The sequence below is a fragment of the Cellvibrio sp. KY-GH-1 genome (assembly GCF_008806975.1).
In the GTDB taxonomy this organism is placed as follows: domain Bacteria; phylum Pseudomonadota; class Gammaproteobacteria; order Pseudomonadales; family Cellvibrionaceae; genus Cellvibrio.
Genome location: NZ_CP031728.1, coordinates 3,109,097 through 3,128,138, shown reverse-complemented (window position 1 = coordinate 3,128,138; position 19,042 = coordinate 3,109,097). Strand labels below are relative to the sequence as shown.

Annotated in this window: 18 protein-coding genes; 13 read left to right on the top strand and 5 right to left on the bottom strand. The window is 50.0% G+C overall.

What is annotated here, in order from left to right:
* Nucleotides 1-49 precede the first annotated feature (49 nt).
* The 8 genes from D0C16_RS13400 to D0C16_RS13365 all read left to right on the top strand — a co-directional run bounded on the left by D0C16_RS13400 (nt 50) and on the right by D0C16_RS13365 (nt 8,496).
* Nucleotides 50-1,117 carry a pilus assembly protein PilM gene (locus D0C16_RS13400; RefSeq protein ID WP_151032848.1) on the top strand — a complete coding sequence of 356 codons (1,068 nt, stop codon included), beginning with the start codon at nt 50-52 and terminating at the stop codon, nt 1,115-1,117.
* Nucleotides 1,117-1,704 carry a PilN domain-containing protein gene (locus tag D0C16_RS13395; RefSeq protein ID WP_151032847.1) on the top strand — a complete coding sequence of 196 codons (588 nt, stop codon included), beginning with the start codon at nt 1,117-1,119 and terminating at the stop codon, nt 1,702-1,704. The genes D0C16_RS13400 and D0C16_RS13395 overlap by 1 nt, the downstream gene beginning before the upstream one ends.
* Entirely contained in the window at nt 1,704-2,324 is a 621-nt protein-coding gene (locus D0C16_RS13390) for a type 4a pilus biogenesis protein PilO (RefSeq protein ID WP_151032846.1), read from the top strand. Before D0C16_RS13395 ends, D0C16_RS13390 begins: the two co-directional genes overlap by 1 nt.
* Nucleotides 2,321-2,845 carry a pilus assembly protein PilP gene (locus D0C16_RS13385; protein ID WP_151032845.1) on the top strand — a complete coding sequence of 175 codons (525 nt, stop codon included), beginning with the start codon at nt 2,321-2,323 and terminating at the stop codon, nt 2,843-2,845. Before D0C16_RS13390 ends, D0C16_RS13385 begins: the two co-directional genes overlap by 4 nt.
* A 36-nt stretch (nt 2,846-2,881) precedes the next feature.
* On the top strand, nt 2,882-5,029 hold the full coding sequence (gene pilQ / locus D0C16_RS13380) for a type IV pilus secretin PilQ family protein (RefSeq protein WP_151032844.1): 2,148 nt from the start codon (nt 2,882-2,884) through the stop codon (nt 5,027-5,029).
* A complete protein-coding gene (gene aroK / locus D0C16_RS13375; protein WP_151032843.1) occupies nt 5,029-5,544 on the top strand; it encodes a shikimate kinase AroK in 516 nt (171 codons plus the stop codon). Before pilQ ends, aroK begins: the two co-directional genes overlap by 1 nt.
* A 108-nt stretch (nt 5,545-5,652) precedes the next feature.
* Nucleotides 5,653-6,735, top strand: coding sequence for a 3-dehydroquinate synthase (gene aroB, locus D0C16_RS13370; RefSeq protein ID WP_151032842.1), 1,083 nt, complete (start codon nt 5,653-5,655; stop codon nt 6,733-6,735).
* Between the two features lie 27 nt (nt 6,736-6,762).
* A complete protein-coding gene (locus tag D0C16_RS13365; RefSeq protein WP_225318672.1) occupies nt 6,763-8,496 on the top strand; it encodes an AAA family ATPase in 1,734 nt (577 codons plus the stop codon).
* A gap of 74 nt (nt 8,497-8,570) precedes the next feature.
* Here D0C16_RS13365 and gcvH read toward each other — a convergent pair whose 3' ends face one another.
* From gcvH to D0C16_RS13340, 5 genes are all read right to left on the bottom strand, one after another.
* The gene (gene gcvH, locus D0C16_RS13360; protein WP_151032840.1) at nt 8,571-8,963 is read right to left on the bottom strand and encodes a glycine cleavage system protein GcvH; all 393 of its coding nucleotides are present in this window, start codon (nt 8,961-8,963) and stop codon (nt 8,571-8,573) included.
* Nucleotides 8,964-9,068: 105 nt separating this feature from the next.
* Nucleotides 9,069-10,157, bottom strand: a complete 1,089-nt coding sequence (gcvT, locus tag D0C16_RS13355) for a glycine cleavage system aminomethyltransferase GcvT (protein WP_151032839.1) — start codon at nt 10,155-10,157, stop codon at nt 9,069-9,071.
* 89 nt (nt 10,158-10,246) lie between these two features.
* Nucleotides 10,247-11,362: an FHA domain-containing protein gene (locus D0C16_RS13350; RefSeq protein WP_151032838.1), complete on the bottom strand. Its 1,116-nt coding sequence runs from the start codon at nt 11,360-11,362 to the stop codon at nt 10,247-10,249.
* Nucleotides 11,359-12,738, bottom strand: coding sequence for a serine protease (locus D0C16_RS13345; protein WP_151032837.1), 1,380 nt, complete (start codon nt 12,736-12,738; stop codon nt 11,359-11,361). Before D0C16_RS13345 ends, D0C16_RS13350 begins: the two co-directional genes overlap by 4 nt.
* A gap of 118 nt (nt 12,739-12,856) precedes the next feature.
* On the bottom strand, nt 12,857-13,573 hold the full coding sequence (locus D0C16_RS13340) for a ComF family protein (protein ID WP_225318671.1): 717 nt from the start codon (nt 13,571-13,573) through the stop codon (nt 12,857-12,859).
* A 197-nt stretch (nt 13,574-13,770) separates the two neighbouring features.
* On the opposite strand from D0C16_RS13340, the gene bioB reads away from it, so the two are divergent.
* The 5 genes from bioB (at nt 13,771) to D0C16_RS13315 (ending at nt 18,994) form a co-directional block, all read left to right on the top strand.
* Nucleotides 13,771-14,829 (top strand): biotin synthase BioB, encoded by a 1,059-nt coding sequence (gene bioB, locus D0C16_RS13335; protein WP_151032836.1) that lies wholly within the window; start codon nt 13,771-13,773, stop codon nt 14,827-14,829.
* Nucleotides 14,830-14,890: 61 nt separating this feature from the next.
* Nucleotides 14,891-16,084 (top strand): 8-amino-7-oxononanoate synthase, encoded by a 1,194-nt coding sequence (gene bioF, locus D0C16_RS13330; RefSeq protein WP_151032835.1) that lies wholly within the window; start codon nt 14,891-14,893, stop codon nt 16,082-16,084.
* The gene (bioC, locus tag D0C16_RS13325) at nt 16,077-17,606 is read left to right on the top strand and encodes a malonyl-ACP O-methyltransferase BioC (protein WP_151032834.1); all 1,530 of its coding nucleotides are present in this window, start codon (nt 16,077-16,079) and stop codon (nt 17,604-17,606) included. The genes bioF and bioC overlap by 8 nt, the downstream gene beginning before the upstream one ends.
* A gap of 18 nt (nt 17,607-17,624) precedes the next feature.
* Complete coding sequence (gene bioD / locus D0C16_RS13320; RefSeq protein WP_151032833.1) at nt 17,625-18,323, top strand: dethiobiotin synthase; 699 nt, start codon at nt 17,625-17,627, stop codon at nt 18,321-18,323.
* Entirely contained in the window at nt 18,320-18,994 is a 675-nt protein-coding gene (locus D0C16_RS13315) for a DUF2459 domain-containing protein (protein ID WP_151032832.1), read from the top strand. Before bioD ends, D0C16_RS13315 begins: the two co-directional genes overlap by 4 nt.
* The last annotated feature ends 48 nt before the right edge of the window (nt 18,995-19,042 follow it).

The window sequence follows — 19,042 nt, the reverse complement described above, 5'->3', positions numbered from 1 at the left end:
AAAGTGCTATAACATAAACAACGTCTAAGTTACGGATATAGATAGAAAAATGGGCATTTTAAGTTTCCTCGAAAAGAAGGCAAAGCCGGTGATTGGGTTGGATATCAGCTCAACCTCGGTCAAATTGCTTGAACTCAGTCGCAGTGGTGATCGCTATCGCGTTGAGTCCTATACCGTAAAAGCCCTACCGCCGAACGCGGTGGTGGAGAAAAATATTGCTGATCCGGCAGCGGTGGCTGAGGTTGTCCGCTCGATGGTCAAGCAATCCAAAACCAAGTTGAAGCATGCTGCGGTTGCGGTCGCGGGTTCAGCGGTGATCACCAAAATGATCGATATGCCGGCGGACCTGAATGACGATGCAATGGAAAGCCAAATCGCTGCAGAAGCTGATCAATATATTCCTTTCCCTTTAGAGGAGGTTGCTCTGGACTTTGAGGTTCAGGGGATCTCTCCGCGCAATCCCGATCAAGTTGAAGTTCTGCTTGCTGCCTGCCGACGTGAAAATGTTGAGGTGCGTCAACAGGTGCTCGCTGATTCAGATTTAATTGCTGAAAAAGTTGATATCGAAGCCTATTGCATGGAGCGCGCATTTGAGCTGATCGCCGAACAGTTAGAGGATCAGGAAGGTCAGGTAGTAGCGATTATCGACATTGGCGCCACTATGACAACGTTGAGTGTGTTGGTTGATGGGAAGACAGTCTATACGCGTGAACAATTGTTTGGCGGTCGCCAGCTTACTGAGGAAATTCAGCGTCGTTATGGGTTGTCCCGGGAAGAGGCTGGGCTAGCTAAGAAGCAAGGTGGCCTGCCAGATGATTATGAAATGGAAGTTTTAACGCCCTTTAAAGATGCGGTTGTGCAGCAAGTTACTCGTTCTCTTCAATTTTTCTTTTCTGCGAGTCAGTACAACGATGTCGACTACATTATTCTTGCCGGCGGTGTCGCATCGCTGGAAGGATTGGTCGGATTAATTGAGGAGAAATTAGGAACGCAAACGGTAGTGGCGAATCCGTTTGCGCGCATGTCTGTTTCATCTCGCGTTAATGCGGTGTCTTTGGCAAATGATGCCCCTGCGTTAATGATCGTCACTGGATTGGCAATGAGGAGTTTTGACTAATGGCCAAAATTAACTTATTGCCTTGGCGCCAGGCCTATCGGGAAGAAAAGAAGCGCGAGTTTTTAGGGGTGTTCTTTGGCGTCGGTTTGATTGCTGCGTTTGGCGCGTATCTGTGGGTTTCCAGTGTACAAACAGCGATTGAAAACCAAAATGCGCGCAATCAAATGCTTACGCAAGAAATTGCCAAGCTGGATGCACAGGTCAAAGAAATTAGCGAAATTAAAAAGGTGCGCGACGATTTATTGGCTCGCATCAAGGTGATTACTGATCTAGAAGGAACAAGGCCGGTGATCGTTCGCTATTTTGATGAGCTTGCACGGTCTATCCCTGATGGTGTTTGGGTGAGATCCGTCGTCCGGAAAGGAAATTTGGTAACAATTGAAGGTACCGCCGAGTCCTATAATCGTGTAGCTAGCTTTATGCGTAATCTCGAATCGTCGGATTGGTATGCTTCGCCAAATCTATCTTCCGTACAAGCTGCGCCCGGCGAAGGGGAGGATGCGAGCACTTTCAAAATGACTGTAGAAAGCTCGGCTCCTGTTGATCCTGCTGCTGAAGCTCCTAAGAAAGCAGGAGGAAAGAAATAATGTCATTTCAAGAGTCTCTCGAGCAATTAAAAGATTTTGACGTAAATAATATTGATTTTGACAAGGTCGGTATTTGGCCTTGGCCAGCTAAGGTGTTTGTTTGTTTGCTTTTGGTGGTGCTAATTTTTGTTGTCGTTTACTACATGAAAATTAGCGATCTTAATTTGGAGTTGGAATCAGTGGTTGCCCAAGAGCAGTCACTCCGAACTACTTTTGAAAAACGTAGTTTTGAGGCAGCGAACCTGGAAGCATACAAGTCACAAATGGAAGAAATGAAAGTAACTTTTGAGTCTTTGTTGTCACGTTTGCCTGCAAAAACCGAAGTTCCCGGTCTCCTAGAGGATATAGGTACTCGTGGAAATGAAAGTGGCTTGACTAACGTCAATATTAATTTCCAGCCAGACGTTGTTGCTGAATACTATATTGAGGTTCCTATTAGCATTTCTGTGGATGGTGGTTACCACGATATGGGTGGCTTTGTGAGTGGCGTTGCGGGAATGCCGCGTATTGTTACATTGCATGATTTTACGATTACCGCGTCTAGAGAGAGCCGTACGTTAAACATGAAAATCTCAGCCAAAACATACCGCTACAAACCTCAGGAGGCTGCCACTAAATGAAATGGTCGCTCTTAGTTTTTTATTTGTTTTGTGTGCTCGGGTTAGCAGGTTGTGGCCAATCGCAGCAGCAGGACTTGATAGACTTTATGGAAGAGACTAAACGCCGCCCAAAAGGCCAAATTGAGCCGCTTCCAACCTTTAGTCCTTATCAGCCGTTTGCTTACAGCGCAATGACGTTGCGCAGTCCATTCGAAAAGCCCATTCCTGTCGATGAGTCTGCTGCGAAGGGCGGGCGGGCAGTTGCGCCTGATTTGACTCGAGAAAAAGAATTCCTCGAGGGATTTAATATCACGTCATTAAAAATGGTCGGCACTATCACTAAGGGTGGTCAGCTTTGGGCATTGATTGATAACGGTGAAAACAGTGTCGTGCCTGCAACGATAGGAAACTATTTGGGAATGAATCATGGGAAGGTTATTTCAACGGCTCCATCACAAATCGAGGTAATGGAAATAGTCGCTGATGGCTCTAACGGTTGGGTTGAACGTCCCAGAATTATTAAATTAGAAGAGAAGGAATAAGCGGTCATGTGTGCTCTATTCACTCCGGGGTTGAATATGCGTAAATTTTTATTGGCGTTGATCGGGGTTGTTGCTTCGCCTGTTTTGTGGGCTAACACTCTTAAGTCTATCGATTTTTCTCAGTTGCCTGGGGAGCGTTTTGAAGTGCGTATGGCATTTGACTCTGCTCCTCCAGAGCCTAAGGGCTACACGATAGAGAAGCCAGCGCGAATTGTTTTCGATTTTCCTGATGTAGTAAGCGGATTAAAGGAGCGGCGCTTTCCGTTGGCAGTGGACAATGGTCAAAGTGCTATGGTGCTGACCAGTGAAGGGCGCACACGTCTCATTCTAAATTTGAACGATTTAGCAACTTATACAACGCGTCATGATGGTAATAGTTTTATTGTAGAAGTTGGTGCAGTTAATGGGGTTGAAAGGGCGCAGGTCCAACGGCCTTCTGTCGAGGTTCCAAATACTGCGTTGGCTGATCGTAAGGATGCTTTGGGTAATCAAACACGAGTGACCAATATTGATTTCAGACGCGGGACTGCGGGCGAAGGCCGCGTGATCGTTACCTTGTCAAATCCTAAAGTAAGCGCCGATATGGTTGGCACTGGTGCTGGAGTTAAATTGTCATTTAAAGATGCTTGGTTACCTCCAGAGTTGCGCCGCCGCTTGGATGTGGTGGATTTTGCTACGCCAGTCTCTCTCGTAGCTGCGTCGCAAGAGGGTGAGAGCGCAGTGTTGAATATCAGTGCTGGTGGTGACTTCGATTATTTGGCGTATCAAACGGATAATGAGTATGTAGTTAGTATCAAGCCGTTGAGTGCACAGGAAAAGCAAGAAAAGAAGAAAGACTTTGAGTACACCGGGGAAAAACTTTCTTTGGATTTTCAGGATATTGAGGTCCGGGCGGTACTGCAGATCATTGCAGATTTCACTGAATTAAATCTGGTCGCCAGTGATACGGTGCAGGGTCGTATTACTTTGCGTTTGCAAAATGTGCCTTGGGATCAGGCGCTCGAAATGGTTCTAAAAAATAAGGGGTTGGATAAGCGTCAGGTCGGTAATGTTTTGATGGTCGCGCCAGCCGCCGAAATCGCCGAGCGCGAGCGCCAGGAAATTACTACCAAGAAGCAGTTGGAAGAGTTGGCTCCGCTCCGGACCGAATATATCCGTGTTCGCTACGCAAATGCGAAAGAAATGTTTGAGTTGTTTAGAGGGCAGTCTGGTGGTAAGACTGGTGGGTCTGGTGGCGGCCAAGGTGGAAACCGCGCTACAGGAAGCGTTCTTTCTGAGCGTGGTCAAGGTGTCGTTGATGAGCGCACCAATTCGATTATTATCACTGATACAGCAGAGCGTATTGAGTCCTTTAAGCGCTTGGTCGAGCAAATTGATATTCCCATTCGTCAAGTCATGATTGAGGCTCGTATTGTGATAGCCAATACAGATTTCCAGCGTGAATTGGGGATTCGCTGGGGTGGGGCTGGCTATAATGCAAACCGGAGTCGTGTAATTGATTTTGCTGGCTCTCAGGATGGTTTGGACGATGAAGATGGAACACATCCTTCAGGTTGGTTTACTCAAGGGCCTGATGATGAAAAAACATTAAATATCACTGAAAATAACGTTGTAGATTTGGCGGTAGCTAGCCCCTATGCATCAGCAGCAATTGGTGTATTAACTGATAGTACATATTTAGATTTGGAGCTGAGTGCGCTGGAGAATTCTGGCTACGCAGAAATCGTGTCGCAACCTAAAGTTATTACCAGTGATAAGCAACTTGCGATCATTAAATCTGGTAAAGAAATCGGGTTCTCGGAGACTGCGCCGAGTGGTGGTACCACAACAGGGTTCAGGGAAGCGGTATTAAAACTGGAGGTGACCCCCCAGATAACGCCAGACAACAGGATCATTATGGATCTCAATGTTTGGAAAGATTCTGTGGCGAACGTAGAGGTTTCAGGTAGGCCGACTTTGGACATTACTCGCTTACAGACTAAGGTTCTCGTTAACAACGGGCAGACAGTTGTTCTAGGTGGTGTGTTCTCTGTCGAAGGGACCAAAACTGAAAACAAAGTGCCTGTATTAGGTGATATTCCCTACTTGGGTAGATTGTTCAAGAAAACTCTTGATAATCAATTCAAGACCGAGCTGTTGATATTCGTTACTCCCAAGTTGATGTCGGAAAACCTGTCAAACTAATGCGTAAGTCTGTTATTTTTCTGGTCGGCCCCATGGGGGCCGGCAAGTCCACCATAGGGCGATTACTTGCTGGTGAGTTGAACTATAACTTTCGGGACAGTGATCGAGTGATTGAAGAGCGTACCGGTGCCGATATTCCCTGGATTTTTGACATGGAAGGTGAAGAGGGTTTCCGTGAGCGTGAAACCGCTGTTTTAAAAGAGTTGGCCTGTGAGCAGGGTACAGTCGTAGCAACTGGTGGCGGTATAGTGTTACGTGAGCAAAATCGTGAGCTAATGAAGTCCGCGGGATACGTGTGTTATCTGACTGCATCAATCGATCAGTTAGTTGAGCGTACTGCCAGGGATAAAAAGCGACCTCTATTGCAGGTAGAAAATCCTCGTCAAAAAATAATAGATTTGCTCACTTTGCGAGATCCTCTTTATCAATCGGCGGCGGATTTTATTGTAAATACCGATCGCCGCTCTCCTAAAGCAGTTGCCCAGGATATAGCTAATCTTGTTTTGAATGCTTGATAAGGCCAAGTGTCTCTACCATCTTGCTGATTTGACTTCCGTTTTCTGAATCCCGCGGGCTCTTTATGGTAAAGTGCCTGCTGTTTTTGTTCCTAAAGGTTTTCCAACATGCAGGTTCTAACCGTTAATTTGGATGATCGTAGTTATCCTATTTATATCGGTGAGCAGCTTTTAGCTAACGCTGAACTAATCCGTCGCCATATTAGTGGTAAGCAAGTTTGTATTGTCACCAATGAAACTGTTGCACCTTTATATTTGAATTCATTGGTTGGTGGATTAAAGGGGTATCAGATTGATTCCGTCATTCTACCGGATGGTGAGAGCTATAAAACTCTGGAGGTTTGGGCAACCATTTTCGATAAGTTGCTCGGCGCTCGTCACAACCGTACAACAACGCTAATAGCGTTGGGTGGCGGGGTGGTTGGTGATATGACCGGTTTCGCTGCTGCCTGCTATCAACGAGGAGTGGATTTTATTCAGATTCCTACGACCCTCTTGTCGATGGTGGATTCGTCGGTTGGTGGTAAAACCGGGGTCAATCATCCACTCGGAAAAAATATGATTGGTGCTTTCTATCAGCCCCAATGTGTATTGGCTGACACCTCCTTGCTATCGACTTTGCCCGCACGTGAATTGTCTGCGGGTATTGCGGAAGTTATCAAGTATGGGTTGATTTCAGACTTCGAATTTTTCGTTTGGCTGGAAAATAATATCGCTTCTCTCATGGCCGGCGATAAAGAAGCGCTCGCCTATGCGGTAAAGCGTTCCTGTGAAAACAAAGCCGATGTGGTTGCTCAGGATGAACGTGAAGGTGGTCTGCGCGCGATATTAAATTTAGGGCACACGTTTGGGCACGCGATAGAAACAGCTCAAGGCTACGGTAATTGGTTGCATGGTGAAGCGGTTGCAGCGGGCATGGTTATGGCGGCGGATTTCTCTTGGCGCCGAGGCGCAATTAGTGAACAAGATCTCGCGCGTATTATCCATTTGTTGGAGCGCGCCAATTTACCCACTAAAGCTCCCGCTGACATGACCCCGGATCAATTTAAAGAATTAATGGGCGTTGATAAGAAAGTTTTGGATGGTCGTTTGCGTTTGGTGTTGCTGGAGTCCATGGGCAAGGCCATTATCACTAGCGATATAGATGCCAATTTGTTGCAACAGACTTTTGATGCTTGCAAAGCCGATTAATTTATCAGGGTATAAGAGACTGAGATTATGACGGGTGAGTCACCACTACGTGCCCAGCCAGATAGCCGAATTCTAGATCAGGATTCGCAGCAAGGTTATTTGTTTGATGATCAGGGTGAGCAAAAAGAAGATCAGCTGTTGGCGGATTATCGTCAACGTTATGGTTTATCTGAAGATCCCTTTGCGCACGATTATTCTTTCCCTCTTTTTACGGGAGCAGGGCGTCGTCAGTTACTCGATCAGCTGTTGCATCTGTGTCAATTTAGCAACAGTGTACTAGTCGTGATGGGTGAATACGGTGTGGGAAAAACTCGCATCGCACATGCTTTTATGGATTCGCTTTCGGATCAAGACCAGATCTGTTTTCTTGGGCTTCGTGCTGGCCAAACACTCGAACAAATACTGCTATCCATTAATCAGGCTTTTGGTGTCCAAACTGGCGATATTCCCTCTACGGAAAATTTGCTGGCTGCACTCGAGGGATTTATTGCCGAAGAAGCATTAGCAGAAGATGATGGTTTGGCAGTGGTTGTTTTGGATAATGCTCATCTGCTGGACGACCAATCTATTTCTGTTCTCACATCGCTGTTAAATAATTTTCCGCAGCAAAACCGTTTGCATCTGGCCTTGTTTGGTGAGCCAGCACTCATGCGTCGTATGGAGCGATTGAGCCCGGAAAACTTACTGTGCAATGATTTTTACTTGCAAGCATTTACGCTGTTGGAAACCGTCGACTATTTAAATTTTCGTATGGAAATGGCCGATTATCTTGGGCCGGAAATTTTCACTGAGGCCAAAGTGGACTCTTGGTGGCGTCAGGCGCAAGGCCAATTAAACGTATTGCACGGGCTTGCAGAGGAGCATTTGCTGGAGTCGGTGACCCCGGCGCGAGTAATGAGCAAGCGACCACTCCCGGTCGCACATATCATTGCAATCTCATTAGTGCTTGCAGTGGTAGGAGTAGCGTTCCTCTATATGGGAGATGAGGAGCCGGCTCCAGCTCCGTCTGTTACGATTAATACTGCACCTACAACAGCTTCTTCGGTTGCTACATCGACAGCGAGCTCACTGGAGTTGACCTCCACCGAGACACCCGTGCAGCCGTTAATGCAGAGCCTGCCTCAACCACAACAGCCTAACCAGCAAACGCAAGCAACGGTTCAGCTGCAGAAGGTTGCAGCACCTGAAACAGTGACTGAATCTGAAAGCAGTGTTGTATCCGCCGAGCAACCCGCGCGTGAAATTGCTCAGGAACAAGTAGTTCCCCTTGCGCAGTTACCAACCAGTCCGCCCAACGTTGCCAGCCAACCAGCGGTAAGCGAATCCGAACCTGTTGGCGCACCTACCTCGGTGCAAGCTGTTGCGCCTGTCTCGGTTGAGAAGCCAATAGCTGCGGTTGTGGCGAACAAGTCTGAGCCTGTAGTGGTCGCTGAGCCAGCAAAGCCAGTGCGTTCGACTGGCAGTTCACAAGAGCGCAATTTATTAGGCTGGAAACCTAATGAATATACAATTCAACTATTGGGTGTGAGCAATCAAAAAGCGGCGCTTGATTACATCGCCGCGCAAACAAACAAAAAAGAATTGCTCATGTTTAAAAGCAAGCGCGCGGGTAAAGATTGGTTTGTAGTTGTTACAGGGCGGTTTATCAGCTCAGCGCAGGCACGCCAGGCAATTGCCAAATTACCTGCAGCGCAACGCGATGCTGGGCCTTGGCCGCGTGATTTGAAAACCATTCAGGCGGAAATTAAAGCAGCAATGTAAGGTTATATTGCTATTTGGAGCTGAAAAAAACGCGGCAATTGCCGCGTTTTTTTTAGATTTTCTCGACGAAGATATTACTCTTCGCTTTCAAGCATCTCGCGATATTCTTCGGCATCCATTGCATCTTCCAACTCGGACAAGTCGTCAGGTTGCACGCGGAAAAACCAGCCGTCATCGTAAGGGGAGCCGTTCACCGTTTCGGGGGCGTCTTGCAGGGCCTCGTTGACGGCGACAACTTCGCCAGACACCAAGGTGTAGATATCAGAGGCTGCTTTCACAGATTCAACTACGCCGGCTTCTTCACCAACGGCAACACGTGAACCCACTTCCGGAGTCTCTACGTAGACAACATCGCCCAGCGCGTCTTGCGCATGGTCAGTAATGCCGATGGTAACGGTACCGTCTTCTTCTATACGCGCCCACTCGTGGCTGCTTAAGTATTTCAGTTCTTTGCGAATCTCGCTCATGATGCTGTCCTGTTACTTTGCTGGTTTAACTTGATGTGAGGGTTTTTGGGGCGCAGTAATTTCGCCACGTATTTTGCAAGTTGAGTTAACGCTTTCTCGGGGTAACTAAACCAAGGGTTTGCCGTTGCGAACAAAATTGGGTGCAACGACTTCAACCTGAACCTGTTTGCCGCGCATCTCGACCAGGCAGTGGCTGCCGATGGCGGCGGGCACGCGTGCTAAAGCAATAGAATAGCCCAAGCTGGGTGAAAATGTCCCGCTGGTGATAACGCCTTTTTCTTCCGCACCTTCGATGCTTACGAGCTGTTCCGCTCGCAGCACACCGCGCTCGCGCAACACCAGACCGACCAGTTTATGCTGCTTGCCCGCGGCCTTTTGTGCTTCCAGCGCGGCGCGGCCGATGAAGTTGCGCTCGGACGGTTGCCAAGCGATAGTCCAGCCCATATTGGCCGCCAGTGGCGATATGGTTTCGTCCATCTCGTGGCCGTAAAGATTCATGCCGGCTTCCAGGCGCAAGGTATCGCGTGCACCCAGACCGCAGGGGGCAACACCGGCATCGGCCAATGCAGTCCAGAACCCTGGTGCCTGGTCATTGGGCAGCATGATTTCCAGCCCGTCTTCACCGGTGTAGCCGGTGCGACCAATAAACCAATCACCTGCAGGCAGACCCTGAAATATTTTTAATTGATCGATCACGCTGGCCTTGTCGATGCCGGCCAGGTTTTTAGCGATAGTAATGGCCTGCGGACCCTGTACGGCGATCATGGCCAGGTCGGCGCGTTCTTGCAGTGACACGGCAAAGTCGGCAGCTACTTTATTCATCCACACGAGGTCTTTTTCGCGTGTGCTGCAATTGACCACTACGCGATACCAATCGCCGAGGTTGTAGACGATAAGGTCGTCAATTACCCCGCCTTCGGGGTTGAGCATGCCACTGTAAAGTGCTTTGCCCAGCAGGCTGTCCAGTTTGGCGACGTCATTGGCCAGCAGGTATTGCAAGTAGGCTTTGGCACCTGTGCCGGTCACATCCACGACGGTCATGTGGGATACATCAAACATCCCCGCGTACTGGCGGACTTTGTGGTGTTCCTCGATTTGCGAACCATAGTGCAGGGGCATGTCCCAGCCGCCAAAATCGACAAGTTTGCCGCCCATGGTTTGGTGGGTGGCGTAGAGCGCGGTTTTATTGCCCATGGGAAGTACCTGCTGAAATGAGGGTGAACAAAAAGGGGCGCCATTCTAGGCGGGCGCCCCCGCGCTGTCCAACGGTGAAACTAACTCGGTTAGTTTGTCACTTTATTGGCAGTTGATGATTGGGCAGCGGAAGCGGCCCCACCGGCGGTTGACGGCAGGCTACTATGGTCTGCTGATGCCGTATCTGGCTCGGCATTTTTATCGTCTTCAGGGCTTTTCTCGCCGTCAATAATCTGGTCGATCAGGTTTTTGTCTTTCTCCGGCTTTTCCTTACGTTCCTTATCCACTTTGTCTTTAAGTGACTCAATTCCGAGGGTAAATTCGTCCAGTGGCTTGTCGCTGCTGATGCGCAGCGCCGGCGGGTAGAGTTTGCTCAGGTAAAGTTGATCGGCTGTGTAATTGCTCGCTTGGTATTGTTTGGCCATGTTGATGCAAATTGCCAAAATCGCCAGGCCGGCGATGTAGAGGCGCAATCGTTGCGGCCGCTTGTTGCCGGCGGTGAGTAAATGGAAGTAGAGCACCACCGCCAAGATAATAATGATCGGTTGGCTGGTGTAGCGCGCAAGCCATTCCCAGCTTAGGGAGTAGGCGACCGCGCCGCTGAAGAACTCCCATAGCTCCGCTACGGCGAAACCGGCACTGACGATAAACAAATGGCGGCCGAAGCGCGCGTGGCCGTTCAGCAGCTTACTGAATACCGCCCAGGCGCCAGCCCAGCCCAAGGCAAACGCGAGCGAGCTAACCAGTTCGAGCAGGTATTTGCTGAGGCTGCCTTGTTGTAAATCAGTGATCCAGTTGGTGAGCAGGCCGATCACCACCAGAAGCAACCCTCCCAGCAAAGCTGGCAGCCAGCCCTCCCAGTGGTGATTAGTGGAGTCGCTCACTTCCGGAGCTACTTCATAGGCGGCGGTACGCACGCGCAGGCGGGTGTGGCCCAGGCGATAAATGGCATCGCCATTCACGACAAAGAAATCGCTGCGTTGTTTGCCTAACGCGATACCGTTCTGGCTGCCCAGATCATTAATCACCAGCTCATCCAATTGGTTGAGTTCAATCTGGGCGTGATGCGCGGCTGTGTGCTGGTCGTCGAGAATAATGTCGTTGTCGTAGGCGCGTCCTATGCGAATCGGCAAATGTGTAAATTTGCTACGGCTAATTACGTCAGCTTCACCTGTCAGCAGTTCAACAAAAACGGGCTGGCTCATTGGCTCACCTCCGCATCTGTTTTGGCCGACACAGTACGATCGATACCCTGCATAAACTGGCTAATTAATTTCACCCCGTTTACGTAAGACACGCCCTGTATATTAATCATGCTCTGTAAACTCTTATCGCTGTCATCAGCGCTGGCAGTGATGAGTGTGAAATCATAGAGATCCTTGAATTTGTGGTAGGCCTCGGCGCACACCAATGCGCGCAGGGAAATATTGTTGTGACTGACAAAGCTTTCTGTGCAATAGGCGGGGGTGATAGTTTCGCTTTTGGCAGTGCTGTATACCTGACCGTTGTAAAGATTGGTGGCGAGGCGCGCGAATTGCAGGGTGTTGAGCTTTTTGTTGCGCGCAAATTTGTGATGCATGCTCAAGTGCCCGGTTTGCAATTCACCGGATACAAAAATTGCCGATTCCATATTGCAGTTGATGGTATCAATCGAATAAGCCTTTTTCTCGCTGTTATCTGTATTGCCCCAGCAACGCACCTGCTCGGATTCGCGCACCGGCACCTGATAGGGGCCGAGTTGTTTAATGCTGAAGGGTTTCTCCAGCAAGGTGTCGACCATCGTACTTTGGTGTTGCAGCAGCTGTTCGCCGATGATGGGATTGAAGTCTTTTGGCGGCGTCATGTCGGCACTAACCTTGGCGAGCAGTTGCTGCACAAAAATCGCCGGTACTAAAAAGCTCACCAGTTCGCCATCGCGGCGGTGCGCAACATTAACTCCGGCGAGCTGGCCACTGGCAGTGACATTGGGGCCGCCGCTCATGCCGGGGTTAACCGGGCCGGTAAACATCAATTGTGCGGAAAATCCACGATGACTTTCACCGTTATAGGTGCCCTCGGAAATAGTAAATCCCAAATCCAGCGGGTTGCCCAGTGAGTAAAGATGCTGGCCCTGCTTGAGTATTTCCAAGGGGGGTTGGGGTTGATCGCCCTGAGCAAAAGGTACGTTAAAAAAACCTGTGCCCTGTTCATCGACCCTTACGACGGCCAGGTCGTGGAGTACATCTACGGCGAGCAATTCAATTGCACCGCTTTTGCCTTGGGTATCCTTGTATTCACCAAAATAGGTGTCTGGCTCCAGCGCGATTTGCGATACCACGTGGTAATTGGTAATCACCAGATTGGAGGTGCCGATTAAAAAGCCTGAACCAACCGAGCTCTGGCTGTTACCGCTTTTGGTCAGTACACGCAGTTGCAATAAATCCTGCTGGGCTGAGGCGTAGAGTTGCTGGGCGGTGGAGGATGCAGTCTGTACCGGCGTTGGCGTTGGCTCTGGTTGATTCTGTTTGGGTTTGAGCGCTTGCGCGTTACTGTCAAAGGCGCATGCGAGCGCCAACGGCAGTAGAAGAGAGCGAAATTTCATGTAAGTCCTTGCGACTGGGTTTATCGAAATTGTGCATGGATATTAGCGGCAATTGAGTGGCTAAGGTAGCGTGAATTATCAATGTTTACGGCAAAAAATCTGCTGATGGCTGCGGACTTCAATTCTCCGGGGTGCGCGCCAAGGCCCATATATCCACCCGTTGGGCGCCTGCTTTGAGCAGAAGTTCACTCAACGCACGAGCTGTTGCGGCCGTGGTTACTACATCATCGACCAGCGCGATATGTGCTCCCTCTACTCGCGCTTTAAATTTATTGCGAAGGGCCAGTGATTGACGCAGGTTTTTCTGCCGCTGTTTCCGCCCCAAGTCTTTTTGCGATTCGTGGTAGCGAGTCTGGCGCAGTGCATCTACCACCGGCAATTGGAGCAATTTGCCTACTTGGCGTGCGAGTAGTTCGGTCTGGTTAAATCCGCGTCGCCAACGCTTGCGCCAGTGGATGGGGGCTGGCACCAGAAAGTCCGGGCGCTCCGCTTGGCGGCAGGTATCGGCAAGCATTTCGCCCAACAACTTGCCGCTGGTCAATTGGCGGCGATATTTAAACTGATGGATCAGGAAATCCAGCGGGTGCTCATAGCTAAAGGCGATGCAACTGCGACTGAAAGCTGGCTTGCGCTCCAGGCAATGGCCGCAAAAAGGGGCCGCACTTTTTAGTGGCAGGGCGCAGCAGCTACAGAGAAAGGGAAATGCCTCCAGGTGCGGCAACTGCTCATGGCAATGGGTGCAAATCAGGGACTCTCCCAACGTGTCGCCGCAGAGGAGGCAGTGGTTGGGAATCAGTTGGTTGATAAAGCCGTACAGGAATGGGAAGTCTGTCATGGTGCAATCCTTGCTGTGATCAATGTTGTCGTGGTTTGGAGTTTATCCGCTGGGCTGTCGGTGTCAAAACCTATTAGGCAATCTCCACAGCTAACACAGAGTAGTAAACTTTTTTCCTCTTTGAAAGTTGACAACTATGGCTCCGCAGGTAAGATGCGGCAAACCCGTAATTTCCCCTTCAGCTCCAGGGATTCGTTATGAACGCCAGTTTTGCCCCTACTATCAGACACGATTGGACTCGCGCCGAGATCACCGCGTTGTTTGCCTTGCCTTTTAGCGACCTGATGTTTCAGGCGCAATCAGTACATCGCGCCTATTTCAATCCCAACGAAGTTCAGGTCAGCACGCTATGCTCGATCAAAACCGGTGCTTGCCCTGAAGATTGCGCCTATTGCCCGCAATCGGCCCGTTATGATACTGGCCTGGAAAAAGAAAAACTGATGGCGGTGGAAAAAGTAATTGAAGAGGCGCGTGCGGCCAAAGCCTCGGGGGCAACCCGTTTTTGTATGGGCGCCGCCTGGCGGTCCCCCAAGGGGAAAGATATGCCTTATGTGACGCATATGGTGAAAGGTGTTAAAGCCCTGGGCATGGAAACCTGTATGACCCTCGGGATGCTCGATGAGCAGCAGGCGCAGGATCTGGCTGACGCCGGCCTCGATTACTACAACCACAACCTGGATACCTCGCCGGAATACTACGGTGAAATTATCACTACCCGTACCTACCAGGATCGTTTGCAAACCCTCGCCAATGTGCGCAAGGCCGGCATGAAAGTTTGCTGCGGTGGTATTGTTGGAATGGGTGAAGAAGTGAATGATCGAGCGGGCCTGTTGCAGCAGTTGGCGAACATGACCGAGCATCCGGAATCTGTACCTATCAATATGCTGGTAAAAGTGGGCGGAACCCCCCTGGCGGATGAGGCCGATCTTGATCCGTTCGATTTTATTCGCACCATCGCTGTTGCGCGTATCCTCATGCCTAAATCCCATGTACGTCTGTCCGCCGGACGCGAACAGATGAATGAGCAGACCCAGGCGATGGCATTTCTCGCGGGCGCCAACTCGATTTTCTACGGCGAAAAATTGCTGACCACTCCAAATCCTGAAGCCAACAAAGATATGCAGTTGTTTAACAAGCTCGGCATTAAACCTGAAGCTTATGAAGTGCATGAAGATGAGAACGAACAGGAAGCCGCTATAGTGCATCAATTGCAAGAGGCAGCTATGGGTTCAATGTTCTACAACGCTGCAAAATAATTTGCGGTGAATTATTCATGTGGCGGCTTTTGCATAAAGCCGCCCTAAAAGTTTTTTCCACATGTCTGCTCATCTTGATCAAACCCTCGCTCCACTTCTTGCTGAACGCCGTGCGGCACATTTGTATCGCACCCGCAAAACCCTGCAATCACCGCAAACACCGGAAGTGATTGTTGATGGGAAAAAATATCTCGCTTTCTGTAGTAATGATTATCTCGGGCTGGCCAATCATCCCGAGGTGATAAATGCACTGGCGGAATCCGCTAAACAATTTGGTGTAGGCAGCGGGGCATCGCATCTGGTCGCTGGGCACTCGAGCGAACACCATGCACTGGAAGAAGAGTTGGCCGCCTTTACCGGGCGCGACCGGGCGTTACTATTTTCCACCGGCTACATGGCCAATATGGGCGCAATTACTGCGCTGGTGGGGCAGGGCGATGCGGTGTTTGAGGATCGCTTAAACCACGCGAGCCTATTGGACGCGGGCTTGCTAAGCGGTGCTCGCTTTCAGCGCTTTTTACACAATGATTTAAATAATTTACAGGCGCGTTTGGATAAAACTGAAGCTGGGCGTAAATTAATTGTGGTAGATGGCGTATTCAGTATGGATGGTGACTGTGCCCCCTTGCCAGAGCTCGCAGCGCTCGCGCAAAAAAATGATGCATGGTTAATGGTGGATGACGCCCACGGTTTTGGATGTTTGGGAAAAAACGGTTCTGGCTCTGCTGAGCATTTTGGTTTAACGCAAAACCAATTGCCGATTTTAATGGGTACGCTCGGGAAAGCTGCCGGCAGCTTTGGAGCATTTATTGCCGGCAGTGAAACGCTGATCGAAAGTCTGATTCAATTTGCACGCCCTTACATCTATACAACGGCTATGCCACCTGCGGTCGCCGCTGCAACGCGCGCGAGTTTGCGGTTGATTCAAACGGAACACTGGCGACGTGAACATCTTAACCAATTGATTGCCCATTTCCGACGCGGTGCTTTTGCAATGGGTTTGCAATTGATGGATTCATTTTCACCCATCCAGCCTATCGTTATTGGCGATGAAGCAAAAACGCTGGCGATTGCTGAGCAATTAGCGGAGCGCGGTATTTTAATTGTTGCGATTCGCCCACCGACAGTGCCTGTTGGTGGATCGCGCCTGCGCATTACGTTTTCGGCGCAGCACACTTTTGCGCAGGTGGATCAATTGCTCGGCGTATTGGGTGATGTGATGAGTCGCGAAATGAGTGATGTGCCACATGATTAATCTGGTGCTCTTGCATGGTTGGGGTGGCGACAGTCGCACCTGGCAACCCTTATTGCCCGCATTGGAAAAAATCGCACGGGTCACCGCGCTGGATTTACCCGGCTTCGGTGGCTCATCGGTATTGGAAACATTTTCACTGGAATCGCTACTCGAAAAAATTGCCGCGCAATTACCTGATGGGTCGGTAGTTCTTGGGTGGTCGCTTGGTGCCATGTTGGGGGTGCAATTGGCGGCGCGCTATCCTGACAAAGTGCGTGCGCTTATCGCTGTCGCAGCCAATGCAAAATTCGTGGCGAGCAATGATTATCCAACCGCTATGCCGGATGTCGTCAATCGCAAATTTAATTTGTCGTTCGCGCAGGATGCTCAGGCATCGCTGAAGTTTTTTTATGGGCTGATGGCGCAAGGCGATAATGCTGAGCGTCAATTGTTAAAAAGCCTGCGCAAATTAATGCCTGAGGCTGTCACGGATAATTGGTTGCCGGCGCTGGAGTTATTGCGTGATCTGGATAATCGAGCTGCCTTGGCTGAATTGCGCCAGCCAGTACTGCACTTGCTGGCCGACAAGGATGCGCTGGTTCCTGTGGCGGCGGCCAGTGCAATTGCCACGATTAATTCTGCTCATAAATTGATAGTTATTGCGCAGGCGTCCCATGCGGTGCATTGGAGTCAGCCGGAAAAAGTGGCGGCAGAAATTGAACAGTTTTTGCGTAAAAGTTTTCCGGCCAATTTAATGTTGGATAAGCGAAAAGTAGCCCAGTCGTTCGGGCGAGCCGCGCCCACCTATGATTCGGTGGCGCAGTTGCAACGCGATGTTGGCAAACATTTGCTGCAATATTTGCCGGTTGCCGTGGAAGAAAATGCTCGCGTCTTGGATCTTGGGTCGGGTACTGGTTTTTTTACCCGACAACTCGCGAGTCGTTTTGATCCTGCCTGTGTTATTGGTTTGGATATTGCCGAAGGAATGTTGCAATTTGCGCGCGCGCAATCACCGGCGCACAGGATTCACTGGTTGTGTGGTGATGCCGAACATTTGCCACTGGGGAGCAACAGCCTGGATCTGTTATTTTCAAGTCTGGCCATCCAGTGGTGTTCCGATTTGCCGCAATTGTTGCGCGAAATGGCGCGCGTGTTAAAGCCGGGTGCATCCATGCATATAGCAACACTCGGCCCCAATACGCTACATGAATTAAAATCTGCCTGGCAGCAGGTAGATAATTACGTTCATGTTAACCATTTTTATCCGCAAGATGAATTGCGCCTCGCCGCCGTCGCTGCTGATCTTGCGATTGAGCATTTTGCGGTGGAGCAGCGGGTGATGTTCTTTGAGCGCTTGACGGAACTGACACGCGAATTAAAAGCACTGGGCGCGCACAATATTAATTCTGGCAAGCCAGAGGGGTTGACGGGGCGCTCGCGTGTCGCCGCGTTTAAATCAGCCTATGAGCAATTTCGCGATGAGCGCGGTTTGCCGGCAACTTACGAAGTATTTTATTTATCGGTACGCAAGAAAAATCATTAATCGGCTGAATTATTTTCTATGGCAAAGAAGCAATTTTTTATCGCAGGCACCGACACCAATGTGGGTAAAACCTTGGTGGCGGCTGGCTTGTTGTTGGTGGCAAAAAAGCAGGGCTTGCGCACAGCGGCGTTAAAGCCGGTGGCGGCTGGTTGCGAAAAAACTGAAGCCGGGTTGCGCAATGAAGATGCGCTGATGTTGCAGTCGGTGATGACCGAACCGCTGGTCTATGAGCAGATAAATCCCATCGCGTTGCAGGCGGCCATCGCACCGCATATTGCCGCACAGCGTGAGAAGCGTGTGTTATCGGCAGATCGCATTGCCGGTTTTTGTCGTGGCAGTTTAATGCAGGCGGATTTTACGCTGGTAGAAGGTGCGGGCGGCTGGCGCGTGCCCTTAAATCCGCGCGAAACCATGGCAGATCTTGTGCGCACATTGCAATTACCGGTTATTCTCGTGGTAGGTGTGCGTTTGGGGTGCATTAATCACGCGCTGTTAACTATTGAGGCGATTCGCAATGATGGTTTGGCACTTGTCGGTTGGGTTGCCAACTGCGTAGATGCCGATATGCCAGTGTTGCAGGAAAATATCGACAGCTTGCGCGCGCGTATTCCTGCGCCTTGCCTGGGGGTTGTGCCATGGTTGTCTGCACCTACTCCTGAACAAGTTGCTGATGTTGTTGATCAGGCGGTTTTTGCGGCGGCACTGCTGAAATCATGATGCAGGTTTTTTGTCGTCTATTGGCATATGCATTATTGCTGCTGCAATTTGCGTGCAGCTCGCTGCCGGATACTAAAAAAATCCCCTCGCAACATGCATCGCAACAAATTCATTTTATCTACCGCGAATGGCACACGAGTATATTATTGCCTGCGGAAGCAGTGCGTGCGCATAGCCGGTTTCTGCAGGCAGAAGCGCAGGGCACGCAATATATTCGTGTTGGCTGGGGCGATGGTGATTACTTTACCGGCAAGAATAAAAGTTTCGGCACGGCAACCAAGGCGTTATTCCTTTCCCAATATTCTGCGCTGCAGGTCCTTAGCTACGGGCGATCGCCCTTTGCGGATATTCCTGCCGAAACCCGTGTTCCCTTGGCGATTACCGAGCCGGGTTTGCGCCAGTTGATTCGCTATATCGATGATTCATTTGTGTTGGATAGCGTGCAACAGCCGATACCGCTGCAAGCCTATGGCGAAGGGGTTGGGCATTTTTATCAAGCGCAAGGCCGCTATGGTTTGTTTAGCAACTGCAATACCTGGAGTGGGCGCGCGCTGCAGGCGGCAGGTTTGCCGGTGCGCAGCCGGTTGCAGTTAACAGCCCAGAGTGTGTTTGAGCAGGCCAAGGCAATATCTGATTTCCAGCAGCGTAACGGTCGCCCGTCCTCCGAATAATCCCCGGTTATATCTTTTTCTTTTTTAAATCAAACTTGTCTTAGAAAT